We start from the raw sequence: 24,858 nt of genomic DNA, 5'->3' as shown, positions 1-24,858 counted from the left end.
ATTCTATAAAAATTAGCTAGTGTGAGTGCGTATAGTCATAAATAATTAACTAAAATTTTTACAAGTATTCTAAAGAATATACCATAATATATAAAAAATAATAACTATAATAACGTTAGGAAAGCGTTTACTTAATTGTTTTTTAGGAGGGCTATCTATTATGACAAGAGATATTAAGAACATTATTTCACAAATGACATTAGAAGAGAAGGCAAGTCTATGTTCTGGATTAGACTTTTGGAATACAAAAGGAATTGAGCGATTAGGGATTCCTTCTATTATGGTAACTGACGGACCACATGGTCTTAGAAAACAAGCAGAGGGGGCAGATCACTTAGGGATTTATAACAGTATCCCGTCGACTTGTTTCCCATCGGCAGTAGGATTAGCAAGTACATGGAATAAAGAGCTAATCAATCAAGTAGGGGTTGCATTAGGAGAAGAATGTCAGGCTGAAAATGTAGGGGTTCTTCTTGGACCAGGTGCAAATATAAAACGTTCGCCGCTATGCGGAAGAAACTTCGAATATTTTTCAGAGGACCCGTATTTATCATCACAAATGGCTGCAAACCATGTTAAAGGTGTACAAAGTCAAGGGGTTGGAACATCATTAAAACATTTCGCTGCTAATAACCAGGAGCATCGAAGAATGTCTGTAGATGCAATTGTTGATGAAAGAACATTGCGTGAAATTTATCTTGCTAGTTTTGAAGATGTTATTAAGGAAGCACAGCCTTGGACAGTAATGAGTGCTTACAACAAAATAAATGGAGAATACGCTTCGGAAAATACGTATTTATTGAATGATATTTTAAAAGATGAATGGGGATTTGAAGGCTTTGTCGTATCTGATTGGGGCGCAGTAAATGAGCGTGTTGCAAGTTTAGCGAATGGTTTGGAGTTAGAGATGCCTTCAAGTTTCGGAATTGGTGAGAAGAAAATTATTGATGCAGTTAACGGTGGTGAGTTAACAATAGAAAAACTTGATCAATCAGTAGAGCGTCTTCTCAACATTATTTTTAAAGCCGTGGATAACCAATTAGAAAATGCTGTGTATAGTAAGGAAGCGCATCATCAGCTTGCAAGAGTAGTTGCAAGTGAAAGTATGGTGATGTTACAAAATGAAGATTCCATCCTTCCATTGAAAAAAGAAGGAACAGTAGCAGTAATTGGCGAGTTTGCAAAGCAACCACGTTATCAAGGCGGTGGAAGCTCTCATATTAATCCAACAAAGCTTGAAAGTATTCTTGAAGAAATTAAAATGGTATCAGGTGAAAAAACGAATATATTATTTGCACAAGGCTATGACCTTGCAAGTGATGATGTGGATGAAAACATGATTAATGAAGCGAAAAAAGTAGCAGAGAGTGCAGATACAGCTGTTCTTTTCGTTGGACTTCCAGATCGTTATGAATCAGAAGGATTTGATCGAAAACATTTACAAATGCCAAAAAATCACGTGCAATTAATTGAAGCTATCGCTGAAGTACAAAATAATATCGTTGTAGTTTTAAGTAACGGTGCGCCAATTGAAATGCCATGGATAGGAAAAGTAAAAGGAATACTTGAAGGCTATTTAGGAGGGCAAGCGTTAGGCGGAGCGATTGCTGATATATTATTTGGTGACGCGAACCCAAGTGGGAAACTAGCAGAAACATTCCCGAAAGTGTTAAGCGATAACCCATCTTACTTAAACTTCCCTGGTGAAGGTGACAAAGTGGAATATAAAGAAGGTGTGTTCGTTGGCTATCGTTATTACGATAAGAAAAAGATTGAACCATTGTTCCCATTTGGGTTTGGATTAAGCTATACAAACTTTGAGTATTGTAATCTTTCAATCGATAAGAAAGAAATAAAAGATACGGATACGGTTTCTGTTCGTGTAAACGTGAGAAATACTGGTAAAATAGCAGGGAAAGAAATTGTTCAGCTGTATATAAAAGATGTTGAAAGCAGTATGATTCGGCCTGAAAAAGAATTAAAAGGGTTTGAAAAAGTAGAATTGCAACCGGGAGAAGAAAAAACGGTTAGCTTTACTCTAAATAAAAGATCATTTGCTTATTACAATGTTGAATGGAAGGACTGGCATGTTGAAACCGGTGAATTCGAAATTTTAGTAGGGAAATCTTCAAAAGAGATTGTTTTACATGATGGCATTTTTGTTCAATCAACAACTATAATTCAAAAACCTGTCCATCGTAATACGTTACTAGGGGAAATATTTATGGACCCAATCTTAGCGCCAATCGCAAAAGAGCTTATGGAGAAAGCATTAAAAGACAGCCCGTTTAGTAGTATGGCTGAAGGGGATAGTGATGCCTCTGAAATGATGGAGGCTATGTTGAACTATATGCCGTTACGAGCGTTAGTGAACTTTAGTGCCGGTGCTTTTACAGAAGAAATGTTGAGTGAAATCATTGGGCTATTAAACGATGCGCAAATGAGCCAATAAGTAACGTAAAAAAACGCAGTTTGCAACTAAACTGCGTTTTTTATGTTCTATAAAGTTTTGAAATTCTAAAAAAATAGAAGGTATAATTCGATAAAAATAGAATTTAATACTTAGTAAAATAAGGAGGCGATAAAATGGAAGTCTTTCACGTAACGAGTAGAAAGAGGGAAACGTACAATGTTCAAATAAAGTATTCGATACTTTTCGAATGTGCACTAGGTATTGCGGCAATTACTCATAAAAGGTTAATCGATACTCTTGAAAAGAGTCAAAATGAATGGGAAGAAATTAAGGAATCATTAACAGAAGAAATGAGAGAGCACCTACAGTTTGTAGAAGAACATAATACGTGGAAAGCATTGCTTCAGTTATTGTATGAAGGAGAGTTTCAGGATCTATCACAGTTTCATGCTACAATCGATTCGCTTTCAGAAGAAGATTTGAAGTATATATGTTTACCGTTTTTAGGCGAGAAGTATGAAGAGAAAAGACATTTAGCAGCAAGTGGAGACGTAACTGCAATACATGAACTAATGGAACTGACACATGATCATCAGTTTTTCTCCGCGTATATTCGTTTTATATGTGATGTTCATGTACAAGTGCTGAAATCCCATTTAATCACTGTTATGACAGGATGGTATGAGAGTGTTATTCAGAAAGAGGAAGAGCAAATACTATCTATATTAAAACGAGATTATGAAGCGAAAAATGAAATGAATAAAAAGATGAAACCAGAAGAGTTTGTCGAGTGGGCGACTGGAGGCGTGAACTATATGCCAGAGCCAAGTGTTCACTACGTACTTCTTATCCCACAACTGACTTACAGACCGTGGAATATTGAAGCGGATATTGAAGATACGAAAGTGTTTCATTACCCAGTCGCAAACGAAAGTATTCATCCTGAAGATCTGTATGAACCGAATTATTTTTTAGTTCAAAAACATAAAGCACTTGGAGATGAAGCGAGATTACGCATTGTAAAAATGTTGTTTGAACAAGAACGAACTTTGCAAGAAATTACAGAAAGACTGCAACTCGGTAAATCGACTGTTCACCATCATTTGAAATTGTTACGTGCAGCGAAGTTAGTAGATATACATGACGGGAAATATGTATTAAGAAAGAAGGCAGTACAGTCGCTAGCGAAAGAATTAGATGCGTTTTTAAATAGATAATATGCAACAAGAATGCACATAAAGGGAGGAATTTAATAGAAAAGTTGGTGTATGAAATTGAAAAATGTGTTGAAAAATCGTTCGTTTTTTTTCATGTGGATTGGTAGCGCGATTTCAGAATTGGGCGGGGCTTTCGGAACGTTATGTAATTCAATTCTTGTTTACGAATTAACAGGGTCAAAAACAGCATTAAGTAGTATGTGGTTATTGTACTTTATTCCATCTCTTATATTACAACTAATAAGTGGCCCATTTATTGATAAGTGGAGCCGGAAGTGGATTATGATTTTTTCGCAATGGGTGCGAGCTTCAGTTTTCTTACTACCGTTAGTCATGTTACTTACTAGTAGTATAGAAGTTTGGCATATATACATCGTACAAATAATAATTGGGATTATTACGCCGCTATATATACCTGCAAGTCAAGCAATTACACCGAGCATTGTAAGTAAAGAACAGCTCCAAGACGCAAATGCGTATATTGATGGGACGGCTCGTCTGATGATGTTTCTTGGACCGATATTAGGCGGAGTAGCCATTCATTTGATTGGAGTAGAAGTTACATTATCTTTCGTATGTATTTGTCTATTTGTTAGTGGTGCATTATTACTTAATATAAAAGAAAAGAGAACGACACAACCAATTCGGAAAACGTGGTTAGAACAGTTTCTTCACGGTTTTACATATTTTTTCACAAAACCAGTTATTGTTTGGCTCGGTATCTTTCTTACTTTCGTGCAATTTGGGGTTGGGGTAACGTTGGTTACAAATCTGCCTTATATAAAAGATGAGCTGTCAGCAGGGTATGCGGAGTTTGGTTATTTTATGGCTGGTTTCCCGTTTGGCTATGTAATTGGATCTATACTAGTCGGAAAAGTAACATATAAAAGCCCGCGTACACTTATGCTTGGTGGATTGTTTATAGGAGGACTAACTTACATTTTTCTAGGGTTCAATCATAGTATAGTAATTGCGGTGTTTATTGAAGTTGTTGCAGGCATTTGTATTTCATTTTTCAATGTTCATAACACAACAATTTGCCAACAAACAGTACCAAACAATATGATAGGACAAATATTTTCAGTGCGTTTATTTTTCATACGATCCGCTATGCCGTTAGGTGTGTTATTAGGAGGCATATTAAGTGAAATGTGGGGAATAAGAGCACTATACTTTATTATCGGTACGATTATATGTGTTACGTCTTTAATAGGGTTATTCCTTCCATATTTCAAATTTTTAGATGAAGCTGTTGAAGAGAAAACAGCATAATTCAAATAATTATAACTTTTTAATTGAAAATAATTATCATAATCAACTATAATAGAAGAATACTAGTATTCGTAATATAAAGAGGGAGTGGAATTGTATGTTTATTGAAACGAAAACATTTACAGTAAAAGAAGGTACATCAAATATAGTTGTAGAACGTTTCACTGGAGAAGGCATTATTGAAAAATTTGAAGGCTTCATCGACTTAAGTGTTCTTGTGAAAAAAGTAAGACGCGGAGACGAAGAAGTTGTCGTTATGATTCGCTGGGAATCTGAAGAAGCATGGAAAAATTGGGAAACAAGTGAAGAACATTTAGCAGGGCATAGAGCGAGTCGTGGTAAACCAAAACCAGATCATATCATTAACGTTGATCACGCAGTTTATTATGTAAAATCATCGAAAGCGGCTTATCAACAGTCGTAATATATATGTAAAGGTAGAGGATATTTGTTTAGTAATAAACAAATATCCTCTTTTTTTGATGTATAGTAAAATATGGATGTGATGTATGATTAATTGTTTCGTTATAAATGGAGGTAAATGAAGTGAAAAAAATGTTACGAATGACAGCTTTAACGACAACGTTATTATCAGCGTGTAGTAATAATAATGTGAAAGAAGAAGTATCTAACAATGAGGAAGTAAAACGTGAAAGTAGTGCAAAAATAGTAGATCAGAAAGAGTATATTATTATTGGTAAGAATTATAATGAAATATCTTTAAAAGATGCTAGCTCAAATAAAGAAGACAGTGTGAAGGTAAGTTTAAATGATTTAAATCCAACAAAATGGGAAGCACCTGTAAGAAACGGTATCCCAGATATAGGTGATCATATTTCTTTAGAAAAAGAAGAGGGGAAATATACACCTACATTAGTAAAAGATCTTGTTGGTGAAATAAAGTATGATGGTACAATTAAATATAAGATTTTAGAAGCAACTAATAAATCAGTAAAGTGGTTTCCGCTAAATAAAGAGAACAATGGAGGATATGTTCCGCCAGAGATGGTAAAAGTAGTGAATGCTTCGAAAATAAAAGCTGGAGATATAGTTACAATTCAAGATAAAACAAAAAGCAGTAAAGACGCAATTGTATATGAACTGACAATCGTTGAATAAGTATGTAGAAGATTATAAGAAAAGTACAATATATTTAGCTGAGGAATAACTCCATAATAATATGTTTGGAGGTTACAAATGTTAGAAGTACAGACATCTATTAAACATGAACAACATAAAAAATTAGTGCAAACAATAGTAGCTGAAATCTTATCAATAGATAAGGTAACTGGATGTATGCTTATCGGATCTGTCGCAAGAGGTGATGCATATCCTGATTCGGATTTAGACTTATATATTCTGTTAGAAGACGGACAAAAGAAGAAGTTTCATTCTGAAACGAGAGAAGAAATTTTGGTTGAATATAAGTATGCGGATGTTAATCAAATTCTAGTGAATTTTAAAAACAATCCGATGGAACTATATTCATTTTTAGAAGGGGAAGTTTTATTTGATAAAAGCGGCGAGTTGAAAAGGTTAAAGGAAATAGCTACAAATGAGTTTGAAAACTATCATGTTTCTAGCGACAAAATGAAAGGTATTTCTCATTGGTTGCATAGTTCGCTCATTAAAATTCAGTCTGCTTTAAAAGCAAATGATGAGTTAAAAGCTTCATACATCGTTCATACGTCAACTTGGACATTGTTAGAAGGGATATGGGCTATTAATAACAAACCTACACCGCCAGCGGGATCTGTTTTAAGGTATATTCAAGCGTTGCCTAATAAACCAATCCATTTGGAGGCATTGCTTCATAAACTATTTTTAGGTGCTACGACAGAGCGTACTTCTGCAGCAATTTTCTTGATTGAGTGGGTTTTACACAATTTGAAAAGTAAATAATGTGGTTATTTTATATCGGTACATTAATATTTCACGTCGAATGGTTCATGTAATTGCATTCATTAAAAAAGCGTTCTAGGCTATAGAGAAAAGTATTAGACTATAAAGCATAGTCTTAGATGGAACGCTTGAATATCTTGTCTTACATATTTAAGTGTTACGAAAATGAGTCTACATACCCTGTGTTTAAAAGGAGATGAGTGAATGAAGTTAAATCATTTGAATCTATGTGTTGATGATTTATTAGAAGCAAGACATTTCTTTGAAACATTTTTTGATTTTCAATTTTTAGAGCAAAAGGGAAAGGCACTAGTAGTGATGAGTGATGAAAGTGGATTTATACTTGTACTAAGTGATCCAAAAGCATTTAAAGGAAATATGGAAGTGATGTATCCAGAAGCTTTTCATATTGGTTTTTTAGTGGATACTTCAAATGAAGTTGATCAAACATATAATCGTTTAGTATCTGGCGGCATTGAAATAGAAAAGGCACCGTATTCTATGAGAGGTAGTAGTTACGGTTTTTATTTTACAATGTTTAACGGATTGTTAATTGAAGTGTCCTGCCTTGACTATAAACATGGTAAGAAAATTCAATAGCAACCAACAAGAGTAATTGTTTAATGTTGTAAATATAGCCCCTTATCCAGTTTGGAAAGGGGCTTGATTATTTTAAGGGACATAAAAGTAAAAATAAACGAATTTTAGTCAGGAAAAGGGTTTGTGAGACAGCCTTTTTATTAATCTATCTGAATTTCAAATTCAAGCACAGCTTGATCTTTCCTAAACGGTATATTAAGTTCTTTAAATCGTAAGCTTATTCCAGACAAATTATCAGGAAGGGCAGGAGATATAACGAAATGATGACTAAAATGTCCATCAGTGCCGCCACCACCTTCTGGCCAGCAATCATATGTATCATCTATTGATAATTGGAAGAAACTATGATGCTTATTTTCATTAATAACTTCATCAGAGGAATCCCAATCGCTATATAAATAAACTACACTAGCATTTGCATATTGGCGAATAAAAGTTACCGTATACATAATACCTTTATGTTCATACGTTTTAAAAACAGGTATATGTTTTTTGAATGTAGTTGGTTCGACGCGAGGTTTAAATTCACCTTCGTCCATCATAGAAGAGAATAGTGAATTTAAATAATCCGGATAAAATCCGTATTGCTTTGCCCATTTGTAAATGGCTTCATCATGTGGAAATCCTGGATCACCACCTGAAAGTTCTTTCCGTTCTTTTAATAGGGCACAAATTTTTTCATCGATCGTATATAATCTTTCATCGTAATAATCAGTAGGGCGTTCAAAAGTCATACGTTGCATAATCATTCCTCCTTTTCTTTATTTTAACAAAAAAAGAAAGGACGATACATTTTTAAATGTAAATATTAATTGTAAATCTAAGATCATTCATAACTCAAATATTGTAGATTTAAAATGAAGTTTGATAACAAGGTCTATTTTGCAGAGGAATTGCTTATGTATAAAATAATAATAATGTATGAATCAAGCAGGTTTCCCATATGGTAAAGTACGAAACTATTATAAGTAGTACAGTGATATGAATAGGAGGTTATCGCTATGACAGCTGTATTTAAAGATATGGCATTCCAGCTAAAAACGGAGCGACTCGACCTGAATATGTGGGAAGAATCTGATGCGGTCTGGTTGAGAAAGTTAATTGGTGAACGTGGTGTGGACATGCCAACCATTGAATCTGTTCGTAGCCATCTTATCGAAATGCGCAAGAAAGCAGCTGAAAATGGTATTTCTCTTCTTACTATTCGTAGGAGAGAAGAAGGGGATTTCATCGGATACTGTGGCTTAATCATCGGTCGGTCCACGCTTGAAGAACCGGAAATTGCATACGAGTTGTTCCAAAGTGCTCATCGTAATGGTTATGCGACAGAGGCAGCATCAGCAGTGCTTGAGGCTGCGATTGCTACGGATCGTCATAGACTTTGGTCTACTGTAGGGGCTTGGAATACGGCGTCTTTTCGGGTATTAGAAAAGATAGGGTTTAAGCGGCATCACAGTACGTGGGGGGAGCGCGGCGAGATTGTATGGAACGTACGTGATCTGTAGAAATCTGATCAAATTCGGAACGATAAAAAATATACAAGAAAGCCCATATGTTAGATTACTTAGTAATCTAACATATGGGCTTTTCTTTATAGAAAATATTGATTTTGTTTATATTTTAGCTTAATTTTTTACATCTTCAAATAATTGAAGTGCCTCTTTCACATTCAAGCCATTCTTCACAATGCCATGAATCGCTTGAATCATGGCAGCAGGATGTTCAGATTGCCATATGTTTCGGCCCATGTCTACGCCGATTGCGCCTTCTTGCAGTGCATTGTACGTAATGTTTAATGCGTCTTCAATTGAATCTAGTTTTGGTCCACCAGCGATTACGACTGGAGCAGGGCAAGTACTTGTAATTTTTTCGAACCCTTCGCAGTAATACGTTTTAATAATGTCAGCGCCCATTTCAACGCATACGCGGGAAGCGAGTGCTAAAAAGCGAGCTTCACGTTTTTGTAGTTCTTTCGCAACAGCGGTAATACCGAGTACTGGTAGACCGTAATCGTGAGCTTCTGAAACTACATTTGCGAGATTTGAAACTGTTTGTGTTTCATAATCTGATCCGACGAAAACAGAAACACCGACGCCAATTGCGTTTTGTTTCACTGCTTCTTTGACAGGTGTAACAATTGTTTCATTCGCTAAATCTTTACCGACGACAGTAGCTCCGCCTGAAACACGCATAACCATCGGTGTGCTGCAGTTTTCAGGAATACAGGAGCTAAGTACACCGCGCGTTAAAAAGAGGGAATCTGTATAAGGAAGTAAGTTTTTAACTGTTTCAAGTGGTTGTTCTAGCCCGTGAATGGGCCCTAAAAAGTAGCCGTGGTCTATCGCTAACATAACCGCTCTGCCATCAGGTAAAATTGTATTTAATCGATTTTTAAATCCCCAAGTCATTTGAAATCACTCCTTCGTTAATGTTGGATTTTCAGTTTGTACCGTATCTTTATTTGGTAAATGTGGTGACTTAATAAAAACTGCTTTAAAAGGTTTGTCAGAATGGTTAATAAGATAGTGAGATTCATGAGGGCGAACTTGCAGGACATCGCCTTGTTTAATCGGAACTCTTTCGTTATTCACATAGAAATCAATTTCACCTTCTAATGCATAAAAGACTTCCTCACACGTCGTATGATAGTGGTTTTGAAACTCTTGCCCAGCCTGAATGACAACAAGGCCAAGATCAATATTCGGACCTTGTATTAAATATTTCGGCCCGTTATCACCGAAGCGATAGGAAAAGTCATTTTCATTCGCTTTTAACATTTATTTCACTCCTTCATGTAATGTAATCTGTTACAGTGCACCAGGCGCAATCCACATATGTGAGGTGAGCCCTTTATCAGCTAAAGCGAGTTGACTGTCATACACAGTTTTCCATGTTTCATAGAAGTCTTTATATAGTTCATGATTTTCAGTAATTGGCTCGAATGTGTGCTCCCACTGTACAAACTGTTCAGCAGTTTCTTCCATAGATGAATATATGCCAGCGCCAACTCCAGCAGCAATCGCAGTTCCTAAAGCAGCTGCTTCTTTCACAACTGGTACTTTTACAGGAATACCGAGTACGTCTGATAAAATTTGTGGCCATAGTTTTCCTTTAGCGGCACCGCCAGCAAAAATGACTTCAGAAGGGAATGTCCCTGTGAGATTTTCTATTAATTTTAAGTTACCAAGTGTAACGAAGGCAGCATTTTCCTCAATAGCACGGAACAGTTCTTTTTTTCCGCATTTGTCAGCATCTAAACTTAAATTTAAAAAAGAAGGTGCAGCATGACGCCAAGAAATATAGTTCATAACGTTTGAAAAGGTAGGGATAATACCATGTGAACCGACAGGTACGTCTTTCGCTTGTTCTTCTAATAATGCATAAGCATCTACACCGAGTTTGTCAGCAAGTTTCTTTTCCTCTTGGCAAAAAGCGTCTCGAAACCAGCGCATAACAAGGCCAGGGAAAAAGGCAATTGTTTCATATTGCCATAGGTTAGGTACGACGTGACAATTTACCCGAATTGCAGCTTGTGGATCTGTTATCGGCTCTGTAATATTCACTTCTAGTTGCCAAAAACTACCGCCGCATATTAATGTTTGATTAGGCTTCACGACTCCAGTTCCGAGCGATGCCATTTGAGCATCTCCGCCCCCGGCGACGACAGGAATTCCTTCACGTAATCCAGTTAATACTGCACACTCTTTTGTAACGTTTCCGATAACGGTACCAGCTTCATTTACTGTTGGTGAAAATGGCAACGTTAGACCGCACTCCTTAGCGACATCGTTAGCCCACACTCTATTTTCTAAGTCAAAAATACCAGACGTACATCCATTTGAAGGGTCGATTTGCAGTACGCTGCTTAATTTATATAAAATCCAATCATTTAACATCGTAAAAGAATGAATATTGCTATAGACGTCTGGTTCATGTTTTTTAATCCAAAGTAGGCGGGGTAAAGCACCTAATGAAAAAGTTTGCCCAGATCTTGTATATAAATCTTCTTCAAGATGTGACCGAATTTCTTTTAGTTCACTAACTTCAGTTGATGCGCGCCCATCAACATTTGCGCATGCCCATATTTCTTGCCCATCTTTATCATATAAAACAAAACCTTCCCGCATACTAGTAGCGCTAATAGCTTGAATAGAAGAGGGAGGTATATTACTTCTTTGCAGAACTTCTTTCGTACATTGTTGTACAAGTTGCCAGTTTTCAATGACATCAAAATTCATAGAACCTGGGTAACGAGGATCCGTTTTATGAATCCATTCTTTTTGACTGACCGCAATTTGATTACCTAATAAATCAAAAAGAACAGCTCGAATGCTTCCTGTACCAGCATCAAAAGCTAATAAATGAGACATTAACAATCACCATCCTTTCGTAATAAGGAGAGAGCCGTTTCCTCATCGGTAATTAATGTATGAATGAACTTTCCTTTTAAAGCACCAAAAATTGCATCTATCTTTTCTGTACCTCCAGCAACACCAATGACATGCTTCATTTTGCGAAGGATATAGAGCGGTGTACCAATAAGGCGGTTGTGATGCGGGAGCTTTAATAAATCCCCATCCGTATTATAAAACTGCCCTAAAATATCGCCCGCCCCGTTTTGACTACGAATATATGTCATCTCACATAGTGTTAATTTTTCTTCTTTTACAATCGTAGCGTCTTGAGATAATCCTCCAATACCAACAACAGCCGTATGAGCAAGTGAAGCGACATGAAGCATATCCTTTACACTTGGTTCTGATAAAATGCTTTGTGCCATTTCAGTTGTAGATGCTAGAAACGGCGTAGGGATAATATGAAGATCGCCTTGCATGTAGTGTAAATAGTTTTGTTTTCTCGGGATATAGTGATTTACTCCGCCAGTTAGCGTTACGATTGAAAGATTAATGGAACTTTCAAAATGAATATTTTCTAGCATTTTGCTAATTGTTTCTCCCCAGCCAATTCCGAGTAAATGACCTTGCTGGAGCTGAGTTTCTAAATATTGTGCAGCAGCTTTTCCGAGAGAAGCGTGATAATTGTTTACTGGAGTAGGGATTATGAAAGCATCTTTTAAGTGGAATTTTTTCATTAGGTCACGTTCAATACTTAAACAGTGCAAACCAGTACCTTTTACGTGAAATGTAACGATACCTTCACTGCGTGCCTTATCTAATAACCGGACGACTTTATTTCTAGAAATATGAAGAAGTGAAGCGATCTCCTGTTGTGTTAATTGATCTTTATAATAGTACCAAGCTACTTTAGTTAATAAATTCTCTTCAAAGTTCAGCTGTGTCATACTCGTCATCCCTTTCAACAATTGACCAATGCTTAAACATATGTGCCGTATATTTTGTTTATTCCAGTTGAAAATTGAATAGGTGGGGGTTTTATTCATTACCGTTGATTAATAGTCTGACTCCCACCTAACTTCTTTGGCCAAGATGTATATTGAAATGGGAGTCATACTAAACGTTAATGTGAGTGAAAAAAATGTACAAAGTCTTTATCGGTAGGGAAAAGCTTAGAGGTAAAGAGAATTGGAAACATGTATGTTGAGGAGAGTTCTATTGATGAGGATAATTTTTAGTTGAGAGTTAATATTTATTTGTCTTTTTTTGTCGGTAAGTCGATATTCATTGTCGAATCGTTGGTATATTGAAAAAATCGTCGATATAATTTCATTCACAATACTTTTTCGCCAGATAAGCAAAAAAACGTCCGAATATATCGGACGTTTTTTCTTTAGTTATGAACCGTTTCTTTTTCATTTAATCCAAGTGTACGACCAGTCGAAGTGTGAAGGTCTTGGAACAATCTTGGGTTTTCAGTTAATGAAATGCCGTAAGAAGGGATCATTTCTTTTATTTTTCCTTCCCATTCTACCATGCGGCTTGGGAAACATTTTTCTAATACTTCAAGCATGACGTGAACGGCAGTAGAAGCACCTGGTGAAGCACCTAGTAAAGCAGCGATTGATCCATCAGCCGCACTAACAACTTCTGTACCGAATTGAAGTGTACCTTTACCGCCAGCATCAGTATCTTTAATTACTTGCACACGTTGCCCAGCAACTACAATATCCCAATCTTCACTTTTCGCGTTCGGAATGAATTCGCGTAATTCTTCCATACGCTTTTCGTGTGATAACATAACTTGCTGAATTAAGTATTTTGTTAGTCCCATTTCTTTTACACCAGCAGCTAACATCGTTAAGACGTTATTCGGTTTTACAGAACCAATTAAGTCAAGGTTTGAGCCAGTTTTTAAGAACTTAGGAGAGAACCCAGCGAACGGTCCAAATAGTAAAGCTTTTTTATTGTCTATATATCTCGTATCAAGGTGAGGTACAGACATTGGCGGAGCGCCAACTTTAGCTTTACCGTATACTTTCGCATGATGTTGCTCTACAACTTTTTGGTTTTTACATACCATAAATAGTCCACTTACTGGGAAGCCACCGATATGTTTTGATTCAGGGATACCAGTCTTTTGTAGTAGAGGTAGGCTACCGCCACCGCCGCCAATAAAGACGAATTTTGCAGTATGATGCTCAATTTTACCACTATTCATATCGTGTACTTTTACTTCCCACAAACCATTCTTTGTGCGTTTAATATTTTCGACACTATGTTTGTAGTTTAGCTCGACATTTTTAGTTTGTAAGTAATCAAACAACATACGTGTTAATGCACCGAAGTTCACATCTGTTCCAGAGTCAATCTTCGTTGCAGCCATCGGTTCGTTAGGTGCACGTCCTTCCATAATGAGTGGAAGCCAATTTTTTAATGTTTCAGGAGCATCGGAAAATTCCATACCTTGAAACAGTGGATTTTTTGAAAGCGCTTCAAAACGGTTTTTTAGAAACTCAACATTTTTTTCACCTTGTACTAAACTCATATGAGGTAGAGGCATAATAAAATCTTGTGGATTACGAATTAATTTACTTTTTACAAGATATGCCCAAAATTGTCTTGAAAGCTGGAATTGCTCATTCACTTTTACAGCCTTACCAATATCTATAGATCCGTCAGATTTTTCGGAAGTATAGTTCAGTTCGCATAGCGCAGAATGCCCTGTACCTGCATTATTCCATTCATTAGAGCTTTCTTCCCCGGCACTTGCGAGTTTTTCAAAAACTTTAATTTCCCATTCAGGTGCTAATTCTTTTAGTAATGAGCCTAACGTTGCACTCATAATTCCTGCACCAATTAAGATAACGTCTGTTTTTTGCTGCATGTTGCTCATGATAATCTCTCCATCCCCTATATTGGCAAAAAAGAATAGGTGTTCACTATATCTAAGCCGTAAAAAGAAAACACCGCCTAGGCCCCACCTAGGTATTTACCTTTTTTGTCTCAATTATATAACCATCTCATACTCTATTATAATAATTAATAGACTAAAATATCTAGTGTTATCTGATAATTTTAAACTATTTAACGTTTTATTCGCTAAAAATCTTATTTAACAAGCTCTTTTAAGGTGGTAAATAGAAAAAAATTACAGTTTGAAATTATCTCGAAAAAGCTTACGTATCGTAAAGTGGGTAGAAAGGATACCTTTTTATGGAATTTTTGTACTGTAAATAGTAAGGTTATTCTGTTAAATAATAAAAGGAGGGATACCAATGCGTACACAAGAACAAATCGCAAACTTATTTCGAAATTTTTCAATAAAGGAATGTAAAGGGTCAAGTGACTTATATGAATACTTATCAATACAAATTGCTGAAGATGAGGAAGTGCTTACACTATCTTCCTACGCTCAAGTAGGCCAACCAGTTCCAAACTTATTATTAGGCGCCGTACATTATTTATTACTTGCAGGGAAAGAACATCAGTTAAAAACGTATTATAGTAGCTTAGTTGAAAATAAGAATACAAATTTAGACAAAGCGTTTGATCATTTTAAAGACTTTTGTAAAAAGTACCGAGAAGATATCATTACTTTGTTACAAACGAAACTCGTTCAAACGAATGAAGTAAGGCGATGTGCGTACTTATACCCAAGTTTCTGCTACATATTTAATAAAGTGAAAAAGCCGTTAGCGTTAATCGAAATTGGGACAAGTTCTGGATTACAACTATTCTGGGATCAATATAGCTATTCGTATGGAACAGATGAAACATACGGAAATATAAATTCGAATGTACATTTAACTTCTGAAATAAGAGGGGAGAATGTGCCTCATTTTCTAAAAGAAAGTCCATCTGTCGTAGAAAGAATCGGACTAGACTTACATGTAAATGATTTACATAGTGATGAAGATTATTTTTGGCTCCGTGCACTCATTTGGCCAGAACATAAAGAACGACTTGAAATGTTTGACCAAGCAGCATCTTTAGTGAAAAATGAATCTGTCCAATTAATAGAAGGAGACGGGGTGGAGCTATTACCATCTATTATTGAACAAATAAGTGAAGATGCTGTAATCTGTATTTTTCATACACACGTCGCAAATCAAATACCAGAACAAGTAAAACATAAATTAGAGAAACAAGTGCAAGAAATCGGTGCAAAACGTGATGTATTCCACCTGTATAACAACATGTGGGACCGGGACCTTCATATTGATTATTATATTAACGGAAACGAATATCGTGAAACGGTTGGGGAAACGGAAGGGCATGGGAGATGGTTTAGTTGGAAGCTTGAAAATCGAACTTTATGCTAACGAAGGCCTAAAATTCATGAGCTTCCTCACCAATATTCGTAATAAAAACAGTTGACAGAAGGTAATCCGTCAACTGTTTTTTCTTTTTATTAAACTTGTTTTATGTATCCAATGTAAGTGTTAAACATGTCCCTGCTGCATGTTGCAAATAGCTCATGAGATAATTAGAAGCCACTGGTTAATGAGCTATATTACTAGTTTAAGAATTTATAATTTCAAACGAAAAAACCAAGGGAAAGTAAATATTTAAAATGAATATATAATACATGCGAGAACGAGCACAATTGGATAGGGGGCTTTCAAATGCATATGAACGAACGAATGAATTTGCAGGTAACTAGTCAGGCTCTTCAGGTAATGAATAACGGAATTGCTGTTATAAGTCATGATGGAATCATCACATATAGCAACAAACTATTCTGTAGCATGTTACATAAAAAAGAGAATGAAATAATAGGTGAGCATATATCAATGATTATTCCTGATCGTAAGAAGTTAGTAGTGAATCAAAGTGATAGTTTGTACAGGTATGAATGTAGGAGTGGCAACCAAGTTTTAATTGTGTATGAATCCCGTGTATATCAGAATGAGACAGAATACGGATCAATTGCCATTCTGGAAAGCAAGGGGAAAAGTATACAGTCTTTGGAAAGCATCATAAGTCGATATGAAAGTGCCTTACATTTACTGTCTGAGTGCATTCTAGGGGTAAATGAACAAGGAATTGTCAATTTTTTAAGTGGTTCTTATGCACAATTTTTAGGGATTGATGATCCGAAGGAAGCGATTGGAAAGCATTGTACGGAGGTTGTTGAGAATACGAGGATGCATATTATCGTAAAGACGGGACAGATGGAAATTGGGCATATTCAGCGTATAAGTAATCGGAATATAATTGCAACGCGCATACCTATCATAAAGGAAGGCAAGATTATTGGAGCAATTGGTAAAATTATGTTTCATGATATACAGCAGTTTAAAGCTTTGGGAGATCAAATTAGTGAAATGGAATCAAAGTTATCTTACTATCAAACTGAACTGCAGCGGCTGCAAGAAGGGCGACTTTCCTTTCAAAGCATTATAGGAGAGAGTGCAAAAATGAAAGAAGTCAAAATGATGGCTTTAAAGGTTTCTAAAAGTCGGTCTACCGTTTTGATAAGAGGAGAAAGTGGTACAGGGAAAGAACTCTTTGCACATGCGGTACATCGTGCAAGTCCGCGTGCTAATGGCACATTTATTCGTTTGAATTGTGCTGCGATTCCAAGGGAGCTTTTGGAGGCTGAATTGTTTGGATACGAAGAAGGGGCTTTTACAGGAGCGAAAAAAGGCGGTAAGCCTGGGAAGATTGAATTAGCCGATAAGGGAACGTTGTTTTTAGATGAAATTGGTGATATGTCTTTGGATATGCAGGTGAAGTTGCTTCGTGTATTGCAAGAGAAAGAGATTGAAAGAATTGGAGGTACGAAAATTCAAAAGGTTGATGTCCGTTTCATTGCGGCGACACATCGAAATCTCCGTGAAATGGTGCAAAGAGGGGAATTTAGGGAGGATTTATATTATAGGTTGAATGTGTTTGAGATTGATATTCCGCCGTTGCGAGAGAGAAAAGAAGATATGATACATATAACGGAATTTTTAATTAAGAAATTGAATGGTGAGCTAGGTAGTAATGTCCTTTCGTTGGATAAGAGAGTAAGAGGCATATTCATGGAACATGATTGGCCAGGGAATATAAGAGAGCTAGAAAATGTGTTAGAACGAGCGATGAATGTTATAGAAGAAATGATTATTCAAGTGCATCATCTTCCTGCCTATTTACGGAAAAAAGATTTGGAAGAAGAGTTAAACCATGAAACATTTACAATGGACCAAGATAAGCATGAGGTGAGTTATTTACTTCAGGCGGAAGTGGAAGCTGCTGAAAAACGTGCGATTACGAGAGCTTTGGAAAAAACAGCTGGAAATATAAAAGGGGCAGCCGAGCTTTTAGGAATTCATCGGGCCAGCTTATATAGAAAAATAGAAAAATACGAAATGTCATGAAGAAGAGCAAAGGGCAAACAGGCCCTTTTTTTGTTTGTAGCAATAAACATTGTCTCTCGTTTGCGACATTTTCTTATATATGCGACATGGTTGCTAATATTTGTTGCGTAAATGCGACTTGTGAAATTAGACAAGTAAGGGAGAGTACGAAGGAATAAGGGAATAGGGAATGAGTCGATTTTTGGCATACTTCTTGCTATATAAATAAAAAGGATTAAAGCAGGAAGGGGATGGAATTCAATGTTGGAAAATCAAAGTTTACCGCATTTTATTATGCAAAGTATCGAAAAAACACCTAGTAAAGTGTATTTACAATTTGAAGAACAAAGGATTACATATGAGGAGCTTTATCATCGAATTGCAAGAGCCATAGCGGGATTTTGTGAGCTTGGTATTCAAAAAGGAGACAAGGTTTGTATTATGCTTCATAACACTCCTGAATATCTGGATGTATGGTTTGCTTTATCTTTTATGGGAGCAATTGCGGTGCCTCTAAATGTGCATTTAAAAGGGGAAGGTTTGCAGTATATTGTATCTCACTCTGATTGTAAGTTAATTATCGTTGATAAGGAATTTGTTCCTGAAATTTCCTCTTGTTTGTCATGTATACATCGGGACATTCAAATTGTTGCTTACCAAAAAAATGAAAGCGCGGTCATTGCAGGTAATGGTAAAGATCGATCAGTAATTGAATTGAAAGATGTACTAAATACAAATAATCATCATCTTCCAAATACATTTGTTTCCGCCACTTCTATTAACAGTATCCTTTATACCTCTGGAACGACCGGCTTACCTAAAGGGGTTATGTTAAGTCATTCTGCTTATGTAAATTCTGCGAAATCATTTGCCAATTATATGGTTGGCGCAAGTTCAAAAGATGTCTTATTTACAGCGCTTCCGTTATTTCATATAAACGCTCAGGCCCATACAGTACTTGGCTCCATTTCTTCCAATGCGACGATTGCTCTTGGTAAGCGGTTTAGTGCTTCTAGATTTTGGGATGAAATTCGCAGTCATGGCGCAACCATTTTTAATTCTTTAGGATCTATGATTCCTATTCTCTGCAAGCAGCCAGAAAAGGAAGACGATCATGACAATTTAGTAAGGGTGACGGCTTGCGCCGCTACGCCTAAGGAGTTTTGGAAGCCATTTGAGGAACGGTTTGGCGTCCGAATTGTGGAAGGTTACGGATTAACGGAAACGACGGGTTTTTGTGTAACGAATCCATTGCATGCCAATAAGCCACCTTCTATAGGAAAACCATATTCTTACGTAGAGACGAAAATTGTTAATGAGGATGGAAATGAAGCACGGACTGGTGAAATTGGAGAGATTTTTATTCGTTCCTTTCAGGGACAAGCATTCATGGAAGGCTATTATAAAATGCTTGATAAAACAGAGGAGGCAATGAAGGAGGGATGGTTCAATACAGGAGATCGAGGTTATCTAGATGAGGAAGGTTATTTATATTTTTGCGATCGAATCAAACAGTGTATCAGGAGGCGTGGTGAAAATATCTCCTCTTGGGAAATCGAAAAAGTTGTGAATAATCATCCAAAAGTACTTGAATCAGCGGCCATCGGTGTCCCATCAGAAGTGGGGGAAGAGGATGTTAAATTATATGTGATTGTAAAGAAAGATGAAACGATGTCCCATGAAGAGATTATAGATTGGTGTCAAGAACGTATGGCTTACTTTATGGTACCTAGATATGTTCAGTTCAGTGAAACTTTCCCGAAAACCGCGACGGAACGGATTCAAAAGTTCAAGCTGAAGGAGGAAGGGATCGGCAACGCTTGGGATCGCGAACAGGTCGGTTATGTAATTAAAAGAACAAGTTGATGTGCTGATTTTACCTTATTATATATTGGAAAGAAGGGATTGGATTGGAAAATAAGCGGTTTGTTACATGGTCCAAAGAAGATGGAATTGCAACGATTATCATTGATAATCCTCCTGTGAATGTACTGAGCATTGCTGTGGTAGAGCAACTGACGGTAGTGGTCGGTGAAATCGAACGGGACGATGAAGTAATTGTTGTACTTCTAACTGGCGTTGGTGGAAAGGCCTTTGTTGCAGGAGGGGACATTAAGTCGTTTCCGGAATGGATTGGGAAAGGGAGTGAATATGCGGAGGGAAAATCATTGTGGCTTCAGAATCCGTTAAATAAAATAGAAAGATTGCCGAAGCCTGTAATTGCTGCTATTAACGGATTAGCGCTTGGGGGCGGGTGTGAATTAGCTTTATCGTGTGATTTACGGATTATTGAAGAACACGCCCAAATTGGGCTTCCGGAAGTGAAATTAGGCTTGTTTCCAGGTGCGGGAGGAACGCAACGTTTGCCTCGATTAATAGGAACTGCAAGTGCAAAGGAAATGATGTTTACTGGTGAACCGCTCACTGCCGAAGTAGCTTGGCGAGTTGGTTTGGTGAATCATGTTGTTCCGAGTGGCGAATCGCTGAATAAGGCGAAGGAATTAGCATTGAAAATGGCTCGGTTTTCTCTTCCTGCATTATCTTTGATGAAGCAATCTATCGATAAAGGGTTATCTTCTTCTCTTGAGGACGGATTAAAAATAGAAGCTGAAAATTTTGGACATGTCTTTCAAACGAGTGATGTAAAAGAGGGAGTGGAGGCTTTTATAGAAAAGAGGGCACCAATCTTTCATCATAAATAAAAAAATATAACTATAATATGCAAAAAGTAATGCCTGCTCTGGCAGGCATTACCACAATATATACAAACAAAAAAGGATACAAAGTTAAAAAATCCATATTATGGAGGGGAATTGAGGTTATGGATTTATTGATTGTATTGTTATCGCTTGGCTTACTTATTTTTGTAGCTTACCGAGGATTCTCAGTCATTTTATTCGCTCCTTTATGTGCGTTGCTCGCTGTATTTTTAACAGAACCAGCGAATGTTTTACCGTTCTTTTCTAATGTTTTTATGGCGAAAATGGTCGGATTTATAAAATTATATTTTCCTGTATTTTTGCTTGGAGCGATATTCGGTAAAGTGGTAGAAATCACTGGAATAGCAGAAAAAATCGCGAAAATTATTATCCATTTTATAGGCGTGAAAAGAGCAATTCTTTCCATCGTATTAATGGGAGCGATTCTTACATACAGTGGTGTCAGTTTATTTGTCGCAGTATTTGCGATTTATCCATTTGCGGCGCAATTATTTCGTGAGGCGGATATTCCGAAACGTCTCATTCCTGCAACAATCGCATTCAGCGCATTTACGTTTTCGATGGATTCACTTCCTGGATCGCCTCAAATTCAAAATGTTATTCCAACTACGTTCTTTAAAACAGATATTTATGCCGCTCCTACATTAGGAATTATCGGAGCACTGTTTATCTTCATATGTGGTATGTTGTATTTGGAAAAGTGTAGGAAGAAGGCTGCTGCTAAGGGAGAGGGGTACTTCGGACAAGGCGGTGCCACTTCTGAGATGGCTGCCACAACTAGTGCACAATTGGTGCAAAATCCGATTGCTTCCAGCGATGTAATTCCAGTTAGTTACTGGATAGCTTTTCTTCCGCTTATACTGGTTGGCGTAATGAATAAAGTCTTTACAGCATTCATCCCTGTTTGGTATACAAAGGGATTTGATTTTGCATCCATAGGTTTGAAGGAGTACGGAACAATTGATATGGGACAAGTCGTGGGGATTTGGTCTGTGGAAATGGCACTACTTATCGGTATATTGTCTGCTATTTTATTAAATTTCCAAGCAATAAAAGAACATTTCCAATCTATTACAAGCGTGGGCGTAAGTGGTTCAATTTCAGCTGCCATGAACACCGCGGCTGAATATGGGTTTGGTGCCGTTATAGCAGCTTTACCTGGATTTGTCATGATTCAAAACTATTTAACGGGGACTTTCTCAAATCCTTTAATTAGCGGAGCGGTCATGACGAATATATTGTGTGGACTGACGGGATCAGGATCGGGTGGAATGAGTATTACATTAGGTTTAATGGCAGAAAAATATATTGAAGCGGCAGCGAACTTTGATATTCCGTTAGATGTGCTGCATCGTGTAATTGCAATGGCGGCAGGAGGTATGGATACTTTACCTCATAACGGAGCAGTTATAACCTTACTTGCAGTTACAGGATTAACGCACCGGGAGGCTTATAAAGAGATATTTGGTATTACGATAATTAAGACACTTGCCGTATTCTTCGTTGTTGGAATGTATATGATGTTTTCTATTGTATAGCAGGGAGTTTGATCGTCAGTTAAAAAGAACGTAGCTATCAATTAATTATGAATAATAGTAATCAGAAATAGCCATCATTTTATGAAACGATGGCTATTTATATGCTTTCAATGAAATGCCTAAAAAACGCCAATGATTCATTTTTATAATTTAGTATTTTTAACGGGGCTATTATATTTTCTATCGTGTTTACTATTAATAAAGGGGGAATCTAGATAAATAATAGGTGCAAAATATTATTATGTAAATAAAATGAGGGGTAATTCTAAACTGCTAAATAAAACACACATATTTATCTATTTTATTTAGCAGTTTGAACAATATTAAAACAGTTAAAAAGGCGGAATACTTTGTGGGAAGTTAAAAACATTTTTTGGATCATATTTTGCTTTTACTTCCATTAATCGGTCAAAGTTGCAACTGAAGTATGCATCTGGCCAATCTTTAATGGATAGGTCGGGAGTATTAACGTATACACCTTTTGTAAATGGCAGCATTGCTAAGCGAAAGTCTTCCACCCATCGAATACTTGCAGCCGCACCTTCTGGTTGCTCCCAAGTGGCGAATATTGACATGTTTGATAATGCTTTTCGGTAATAATAAGCAGTCGCTTCATTTGGTACTTCAGCAACAGCACCGCCTAATCCGTGGAAAAATACGGAGGTGGTGGAATGAGGAGGTGAATTTTTAATAAAGTGATCAATTATGGATATTCCTTCTTCTGGTAGGAGTTCATATACATATGGACCAACACTTTTAAAAGGTAACGGTGTTGCAGGTTGCTTTTCAGCTATTTTCACTGCCGCGTCTGCCCATGGTATTTCTTCTATAGTTACTTGTAATGGTGAACCGGCTTTTAATAATGGCTGTAGTAGCAACTGCAATTCTTGAACAGAGCCGATAAATACACCTTGCATTAATAAAGATAGTTCAAACTCTGCAGACAGGAAAAGAGTAGTTGTAAGTCGTTTATCAGCACAAGGTAGTGTGTAATTTTGCCAAGTGTTTACTACGTCTTTTAAATCGGATATTCCCCAGCTTATTTCTGCATAGCCTACCGTATTAATTTTATGCGTCCGAAATTTGAACGAAGTACATATGCCAAAATTACCACCACCAGCACCCCGTGAAGCCCAAAAGAGGTCAGAGTTACACTTTGTATTAGCACGTATTATACAGCCGTTTGCATCTACCATTTCTAATTCAATTAAATGATCGAGAGTTAATCCAAACGGACGAGAGAGAATGCTATGTCCGCCTCCTAAAGTAACACCTGCAATACCAGGTGTCGGACAAACTCCACTTGGCACAACTAATCCTTCAGCTGCAAGTGCTTCAATTAAAGAAATGTTTCTCCAGCCTGTTCCGATTGTTACAGTCCCACTTTTGTGATCTATTGCTAATTGTTTCATTTCACTTACATCAATTACAAGGCCTGCATTACTAACGGATAATGCCTCGTAATTATGACGGCCAGAGCGCATACGCATAGGGATGTTATGCAGCCTTGACCAGCGAACAGCATTCACTACATCTTGTGTATTTTGAGCAAATACAATGATTAACGGGAATTTGTTAAAGAAAGTGTTGAACTCCTCACGAGCTGAATTATAGTCCGGATCATTAGGTGTAACGATACGACCAGTAAGTTCGATTTTTTGATTACTCATTTTCTCTTTCTCTCCTTGTCACAAAATAAAATGCTTTTAACGTGAAAAAGCAGCAAGTAATACAATGACTCTACTTTATGAGTAAATGAAGAAAGAAAGGTGATTATTCCGATAAAGAAAAAGGCAGTGCTTCATATGTAGCACTACCTTTCTGTAATTATATGTATATACTCAAAATCTCCCCAGGCAATCCATCAATCTCGCAAACTTTTTCAGTGGTGAAACCGACGTTTATTAAAATTTTGCGAGAGGGGACATTGTTCGGATCAATAATTGCTTTTAGTACGTTTATATCTGTCTGCTTCGCTATATTCATGAGTTCCATTGCAATACTGCTACCGTATCTTTTTCCCCAGTGCTCTGGCAAAATCATATAACCAATTTCAGCTTCTCTAACATTATCTTCGTTTACCGTAACATGTCCAAGACCAACATATTCATTTGTAATAGAATCATACACTTTATCCCGCTTTAATGGGCAGTAAGACCCCCACCTCAAAATTCAGCGAAAGCAAAGAATTTAGGTGGGGATCGGGCTGCCCATAAAAGTCCGATTGGTGAGGGCTAATAATCAGTGGGGGATGAAAAAACCCCCACTGATTAAAGTTTCACTTTATAGTAGCTGAATAGTTGATGGTTTTCATTACGTTTTAACAGACTTGTAAATTCATTTTGCGCTTCATCTAACGGAGTAGTGCGCTCAGTAATTTGTTCCATTACTTGTTCATTTGATACGAGTTGGAAATATAAATTGAAATCTGTTTCTTCAAATTTAATAAAATACACCTTTTGCATAATATTCCTCCAAACCAATTTTCAATTGT

At 36.8% G+C, this 24,858-nt stretch carries 20 protein-coding genes and 2 pseudogenes; 13 read left to right on the top strand and 9 right to left on the bottom strand.

The genetic code is table 11. The features are described 5' to 3' along the window. The first annotated feature begins 160 nt into the window (after positions 1-160). From MR115_RS03290 to MR115_RS03260, 7 genes are all read left to right on the top strand, one after another. Entirely contained in the window at positions 161-2,452 is a 2,292-nt protein-coding gene (locus tag MR115_RS03290) for a glycoside hydrolase family 3 C-terminal domain-containing protein (RefSeq protein WP_242239863.1), read from the top strand. A 134-nt stretch (positions 2,453-2,586) separates the two neighbouring features. Beyond that, positions 2,587-3,630, top strand: a complete 1,044-nt coding sequence (locus tag MR115_RS03285) for an ArsR/SmtB family transcription factor (RefSeq protein WP_242239861.1) — start codon at positions 2,587-2,589, stop codon at positions 3,628-3,630. A 51-nt stretch (positions 3,631-3,681) separates the two neighbouring features. Beyond that, the gene (locus tag MR115_RS03280) at positions 3,682-4,902 is read left to right on the top strand and encodes an MFS transporter (RefSeq protein ID WP_242239860.1); all 1,221 of its coding nucleotides are present in this window, start codon (positions 3,682-3,684) and stop codon (positions 4,900-4,902) included. A 97-nt stretch (positions 4,903-4,999) separates the two neighbouring features. Further along, positions 5,000-5,326: a heme-degrading monooxygenase HmoA gene (gene hmoA, locus MR115_RS03275; protein ID WP_000469503.1), complete on the top strand. Its 327-nt coding sequence runs from the start codon at positions 5,000-5,002 to the stop codon at positions 5,324-5,326. Positions 5,327-5,433: 107 nt separating this feature from the next. Continuing rightward, on the top strand, positions 5,434-6,021 hold the full coding sequence (locus tag MR115_RS03270; protein WP_242239859.1) for a hypothetical protein: 588 nt from the start codon (positions 5,434-5,436) through the stop codon (positions 6,019-6,021). A gap of 78 nt (positions 6,022-6,099) precedes the next feature. Then, entirely contained in the window at positions 6,100-6,804 is a 705-nt protein-coding gene (locus MR115_RS03265) for a nucleotidyltransferase domain-containing protein (RefSeq protein ID WP_242239857.1), read from the top strand. A 204-nt stretch (positions 6,805-7,008) separates the two neighbouring features. After that, on the top strand, positions 7,009-7,404 hold the full coding sequence (locus MR115_RS03260) for a VOC family protein (RefSeq protein WP_132132631.1): 396 nt from the start codon (positions 7,009-7,011) through the stop codon (positions 7,402-7,404). A 140-nt stretch (positions 7,405-7,544) separates the two neighbouring features. Here the strand turns inward: MR115_RS03260 and MR115_RS03255 are convergent, their stop codons facing one another. Beyond that, on the bottom strand, positions 7,545-8,147 hold the full coding sequence (locus MR115_RS03255) for a hypothetical protein (RefSeq protein WP_242239853.1): 603 nt from the start codon (positions 8,145-8,147) through the stop codon (positions 7,545-7,547). A gap of 258 nt (positions 8,148-8,405) precedes the next feature. On the opposite strand from MR115_RS03255, the gene MR115_RS03250 reads away from it, so the two are divergent. Further along, the gene (locus tag MR115_RS03250; protein ID WP_242239850.1) at positions 8,406-8,909 is read left to right on the top strand and encodes a GNAT family N-acetyltransferase; all 504 of its coding nucleotides are present in this window, start codon (positions 8,406-8,408) and stop codon (positions 8,907-8,909) included. A gap of 120 nt (positions 8,910-9,029) precedes the next feature. Here MR115_RS03250 and lsrF read toward each other — a convergent pair whose 3' ends face one another. The 5 genes from lsrF to MR115_RS03225 all read right to left on the bottom strand — a co-directional run bounded on the left by lsrF (position 9,030) and on the right by MR115_RS03225 (position 14,655). Beyond that, the gene (gene lsrF, locus MR115_RS03245; protein ID WP_000219776.1) at positions 9,030-9,812 is read right to left on the bottom strand and encodes a 3-hydroxy-5-phosphonooxypentane-2,4-dione thiolase; all 783 of its coding nucleotides are present in this window, start codon (positions 9,810-9,812) and stop codon (positions 9,030-9,032) included. A 6-nt stretch (positions 9,813-9,818) separates the two neighbouring features. After that, complete coding sequence (locus MR115_RS03240) at positions 9,819-10,181, bottom strand: cupin domain-containing protein (RefSeq protein ID WP_242239849.1); 363 nt, start codon at positions 10,179-10,181, stop codon at positions 9,819-9,821. A 30-nt stretch (positions 10,182-10,211) separates the two neighbouring features. After that, on the bottom strand, positions 10,212-11,774 hold the full coding sequence (gene lsrK / locus MR115_RS03235) for an autoinducer-2 kinase (protein WP_242239848.1): 1,563 nt from the start codon (positions 11,772-11,774) through the stop codon (positions 10,212-10,214). Then, complete coding sequence (locus tag MR115_RS03230) at positions 11,774-12,706, bottom strand: sugar-binding transcriptional regulator (RefSeq protein ID WP_242239847.1); 933 nt, start codon at positions 12,704-12,706, stop codon at positions 11,774-11,776. Before MR115_RS03230 ends, lsrK begins: the two co-directional genes overlap by 1 nt. Positions 12,707-13,152: 446 nt before the next feature. After that, entirely contained in the window at positions 13,153-14,655 is a 1,503-nt protein-coding gene (locus MR115_RS03225) for a malate:quinone oxidoreductase (RefSeq protein ID WP_242239846.1), read from the bottom strand. Between the two features lie 382 nt (positions 14,656-15,037). Here MR115_RS03225 and MR115_RS03220 point away from each other — a divergent pair, with 382 nt between their 5' ends. The 5 genes from MR115_RS03220 to MR115_RS03200 all read left to right on the top strand — a co-directional run bounded on the left by MR115_RS03220 (position 15,038) and on the right by MR115_RS03200 (position 22,364). Next, a complete protein-coding gene (locus tag MR115_RS03220) occupies positions 15,038-16,084 on the top strand; it encodes a DUF2332 domain-containing protein (RefSeq protein ID WP_242239845.1) in 1,047 nt (348 codons plus the stop codon). A gap of 303 nt (positions 16,085-16,387) precedes the next feature. Then, a complete protein-coding gene (locus tag MR115_RS03215; protein WP_242239843.1) occupies positions 16,388-18,127 on the top strand; it encodes a sigma 54-interacting transcriptional regulator in 1,740 nt (579 codons plus the stop codon). A 240-nt stretch (positions 18,128-18,367) separates the two neighbouring features. Continuing rightward, positions 18,368-19,972, top strand: a complete 1,605-nt coding sequence (locus tag MR115_RS03210) for an ATP-dependent acyl-CoA ligase (RefSeq protein WP_242239842.1) — start codon at positions 18,368-18,370, stop codon at positions 19,970-19,972. Positions 19,973-20,016: 44 nt separating this feature from the next. Continuing rightward, positions 20,017-20,808 carry an enoyl-CoA hydratase gene (locus MR115_RS03205; protein WP_242239841.1) on the top strand — a complete coding sequence of 264 codons (792 nt, stop codon included), beginning with the start codon at positions 20,017-20,019 and terminating at the stop codon, positions 20,806-20,808. 119 nt (positions 20,809-20,927) lie between these two features. Continuing rightward, positions 20,928-22,364, top strand: a complete 1,437-nt coding sequence (locus tag MR115_RS03200; protein WP_242239840.1) for a GntP family permease — start codon at positions 20,928-20,930, stop codon at positions 22,362-22,364. 332 nt (positions 22,365-22,696) lie between these two features. Here MR115_RS03200 and MR115_RS03195 read toward each other — a convergent pair whose 3' ends face one another. The 3 genes and pseudogenes from MR115_RS03195 to MR115_RS03185 all read right to left on the bottom strand — a co-directional run. Then, entirely contained in the window at positions 22,697-24,034 is a 1,338-nt protein-coding gene (locus tag MR115_RS03195) for an FAD-binding oxidoreductase (protein ID WP_242239839.1), read from the bottom strand. A 157-nt stretch (positions 24,035-24,191) separates the two neighbouring features. Continuing rightward, positions 24,192-24,497: pseudogene (locus MR115_RS03190) on the bottom strand (GNAT family N-acetyltransferase); the annotation flags it as partial. Positions 24,498-24,636: 139 nt separating this feature from the next. Continuing rightward, positions 24,637-24,829 (bottom strand): annotated as a pseudogene (locus tag MR115_RS03185) (GNAT family protein); the annotation flags it as partial. Between the last annotated feature and the right edge of the window lie 29 nt (positions 24,830-24,858).

The sequence above is a fragment of the Bacillus cereus group sp. BfR-BA-01309 genome, from assembly GCF_022664315.1.
Classification (GTDB): Bacteria; Bacillota; Bacilli; order Bacillales; family Bacillaceae_G; genus Bacillus_A; species Bacillus_A mobilis.
This window is presented reverse-complemented; position numbering and strand designations above follow the sequence as displayed.

What these genes read in the sequence shown, in the direction of transcription:
- MR115_RS03200 (WP_242239840.1), top strand. Translation starts at nt 20,928, where the DNA reads ATGGATTTATTGATTGTATTGTTATCGCTTGGCTTACTTATTTTTGTA.
- hmoA (WP_000469503.1), top strand. Translation starts at nt 5,000, where the DNA reads ATGTTTATTGAAACGAAAACATTTACAGTAAAAGAAGGTACATCAAAT.
- lsrF (WP_000219776.1), bottom strand. Translation starts at nt 9,812, where the DNA reads ATGACTTGGGGATTTAAAAATCGATTAAATACAATTTTACCTGATGGC.
- MR115_RS03290 (WP_242239863.1), top strand. Translation starts at nt 161, where the DNA reads ATGACAAGAGATATTAAGAACATTATTTCACAAATGACATTAGAAGAG.
- MR115_RS03285 (WP_242239861.1), top strand. Translation starts at nt 2,587, where the DNA reads ATGGAAGTCTTTCACGTAACGAGTAGAAAGAGGGAAACGTACAATGTT.
- MR115_RS03220 (WP_242239845.1), top strand. Translation starts at nt 15,038, where the DNA reads ATGCGTACACAAGAACAAATCGCAAACTTATTTCGAAATTTTTCAATA.
- MR115_RS03250 (WP_242239850.1), top strand. Translation starts at nt 8,406, where the DNA reads ATGACAGCTGTATTTAAAGATATGGCATTCCAGCTAAAAACGGAGCGA.
- lsrK (WP_242239848.1), bottom strand. Translation starts at nt 11,774, where the DNA reads ATGTCTCATTTATTAGCTTTTGATGCTGGTACAGGAAGCATTCGAGCT.
- MR115_RS03230 (WP_242239847.1), bottom strand. Translation starts at nt 12,706, where the DNA reads ATGACACAGCTGAACTTTGAAGAGAATTTATTAACTAAAGTAGCTTGG.
- MR115_RS03255 (WP_242239853.1), bottom strand. Translation starts at nt 8,147, where the DNA reads ATGCAACGTATGACTTTTGAACGCCCTACTGATTATTACGATGAAAGA.
- MR115_RS03260 (WP_132132631.1), top strand. Translation starts at nt 7,009, where the DNA reads ATGAAGTTAAATCATTTGAATCTATGTGTTGATGATTTATTAGAAGCA.
- MR115_RS03195 (WP_242239839.1), bottom strand. Translation starts at nt 24,034, where the DNA reads ATGAGTAATCAAAAAATCGAACTTACTGGTCGTATCGTTACACCTAAT.
- MR115_RS03240 (WP_242239849.1), bottom strand. Translation starts at nt 10,181, where the DNA reads ATGTTAAAAGCGAATGAAAATGACTTTTCCTATCGCTTCGGTGATAAC.
- MR115_RS03265 (WP_242239857.1), top strand. Translation starts at nt 6,100, where the DNA reads ATGTTAGAAGTACAGACATCTATTAAACATGAACAACATAAAAAATTA.
- MR115_RS03210 (WP_242239842.1), top strand. Translation starts at nt 18,368, where the DNA reads ATGTTGGAAAATCAAAGTTTACCGCATTTTATTATGCAAAGTATCGAA.
- MR115_RS03270 (WP_242239859.1), top strand. Translation starts at nt 5,434, where the DNA reads ATGGAGGTAAATGAAGTGAAAAAAATGTTACGAATGACAGCTTTAACG.
- MR115_RS03225 (WP_242239846.1), bottom strand. Translation starts at nt 14,655, where the DNA reads ATGAGCAACATGCAGCAAAAAACAGACGTTATCTTAATTGGTGCAGGA.
- MR115_RS03215 (WP_242239843.1), top strand. Translation starts at nt 16,388, where the DNA reads ATGCATATGAACGAACGAATGAATTTGCAGGTAACTAGTCAGGCTCTT.
- MR115_RS03280 (WP_242239860.1), top strand. Translation starts at nt 3,682, where the DNA reads ATGAAATTGAAAAATGTGTTGAAAAATCGTTCGTTTTTTTTCATGTGG.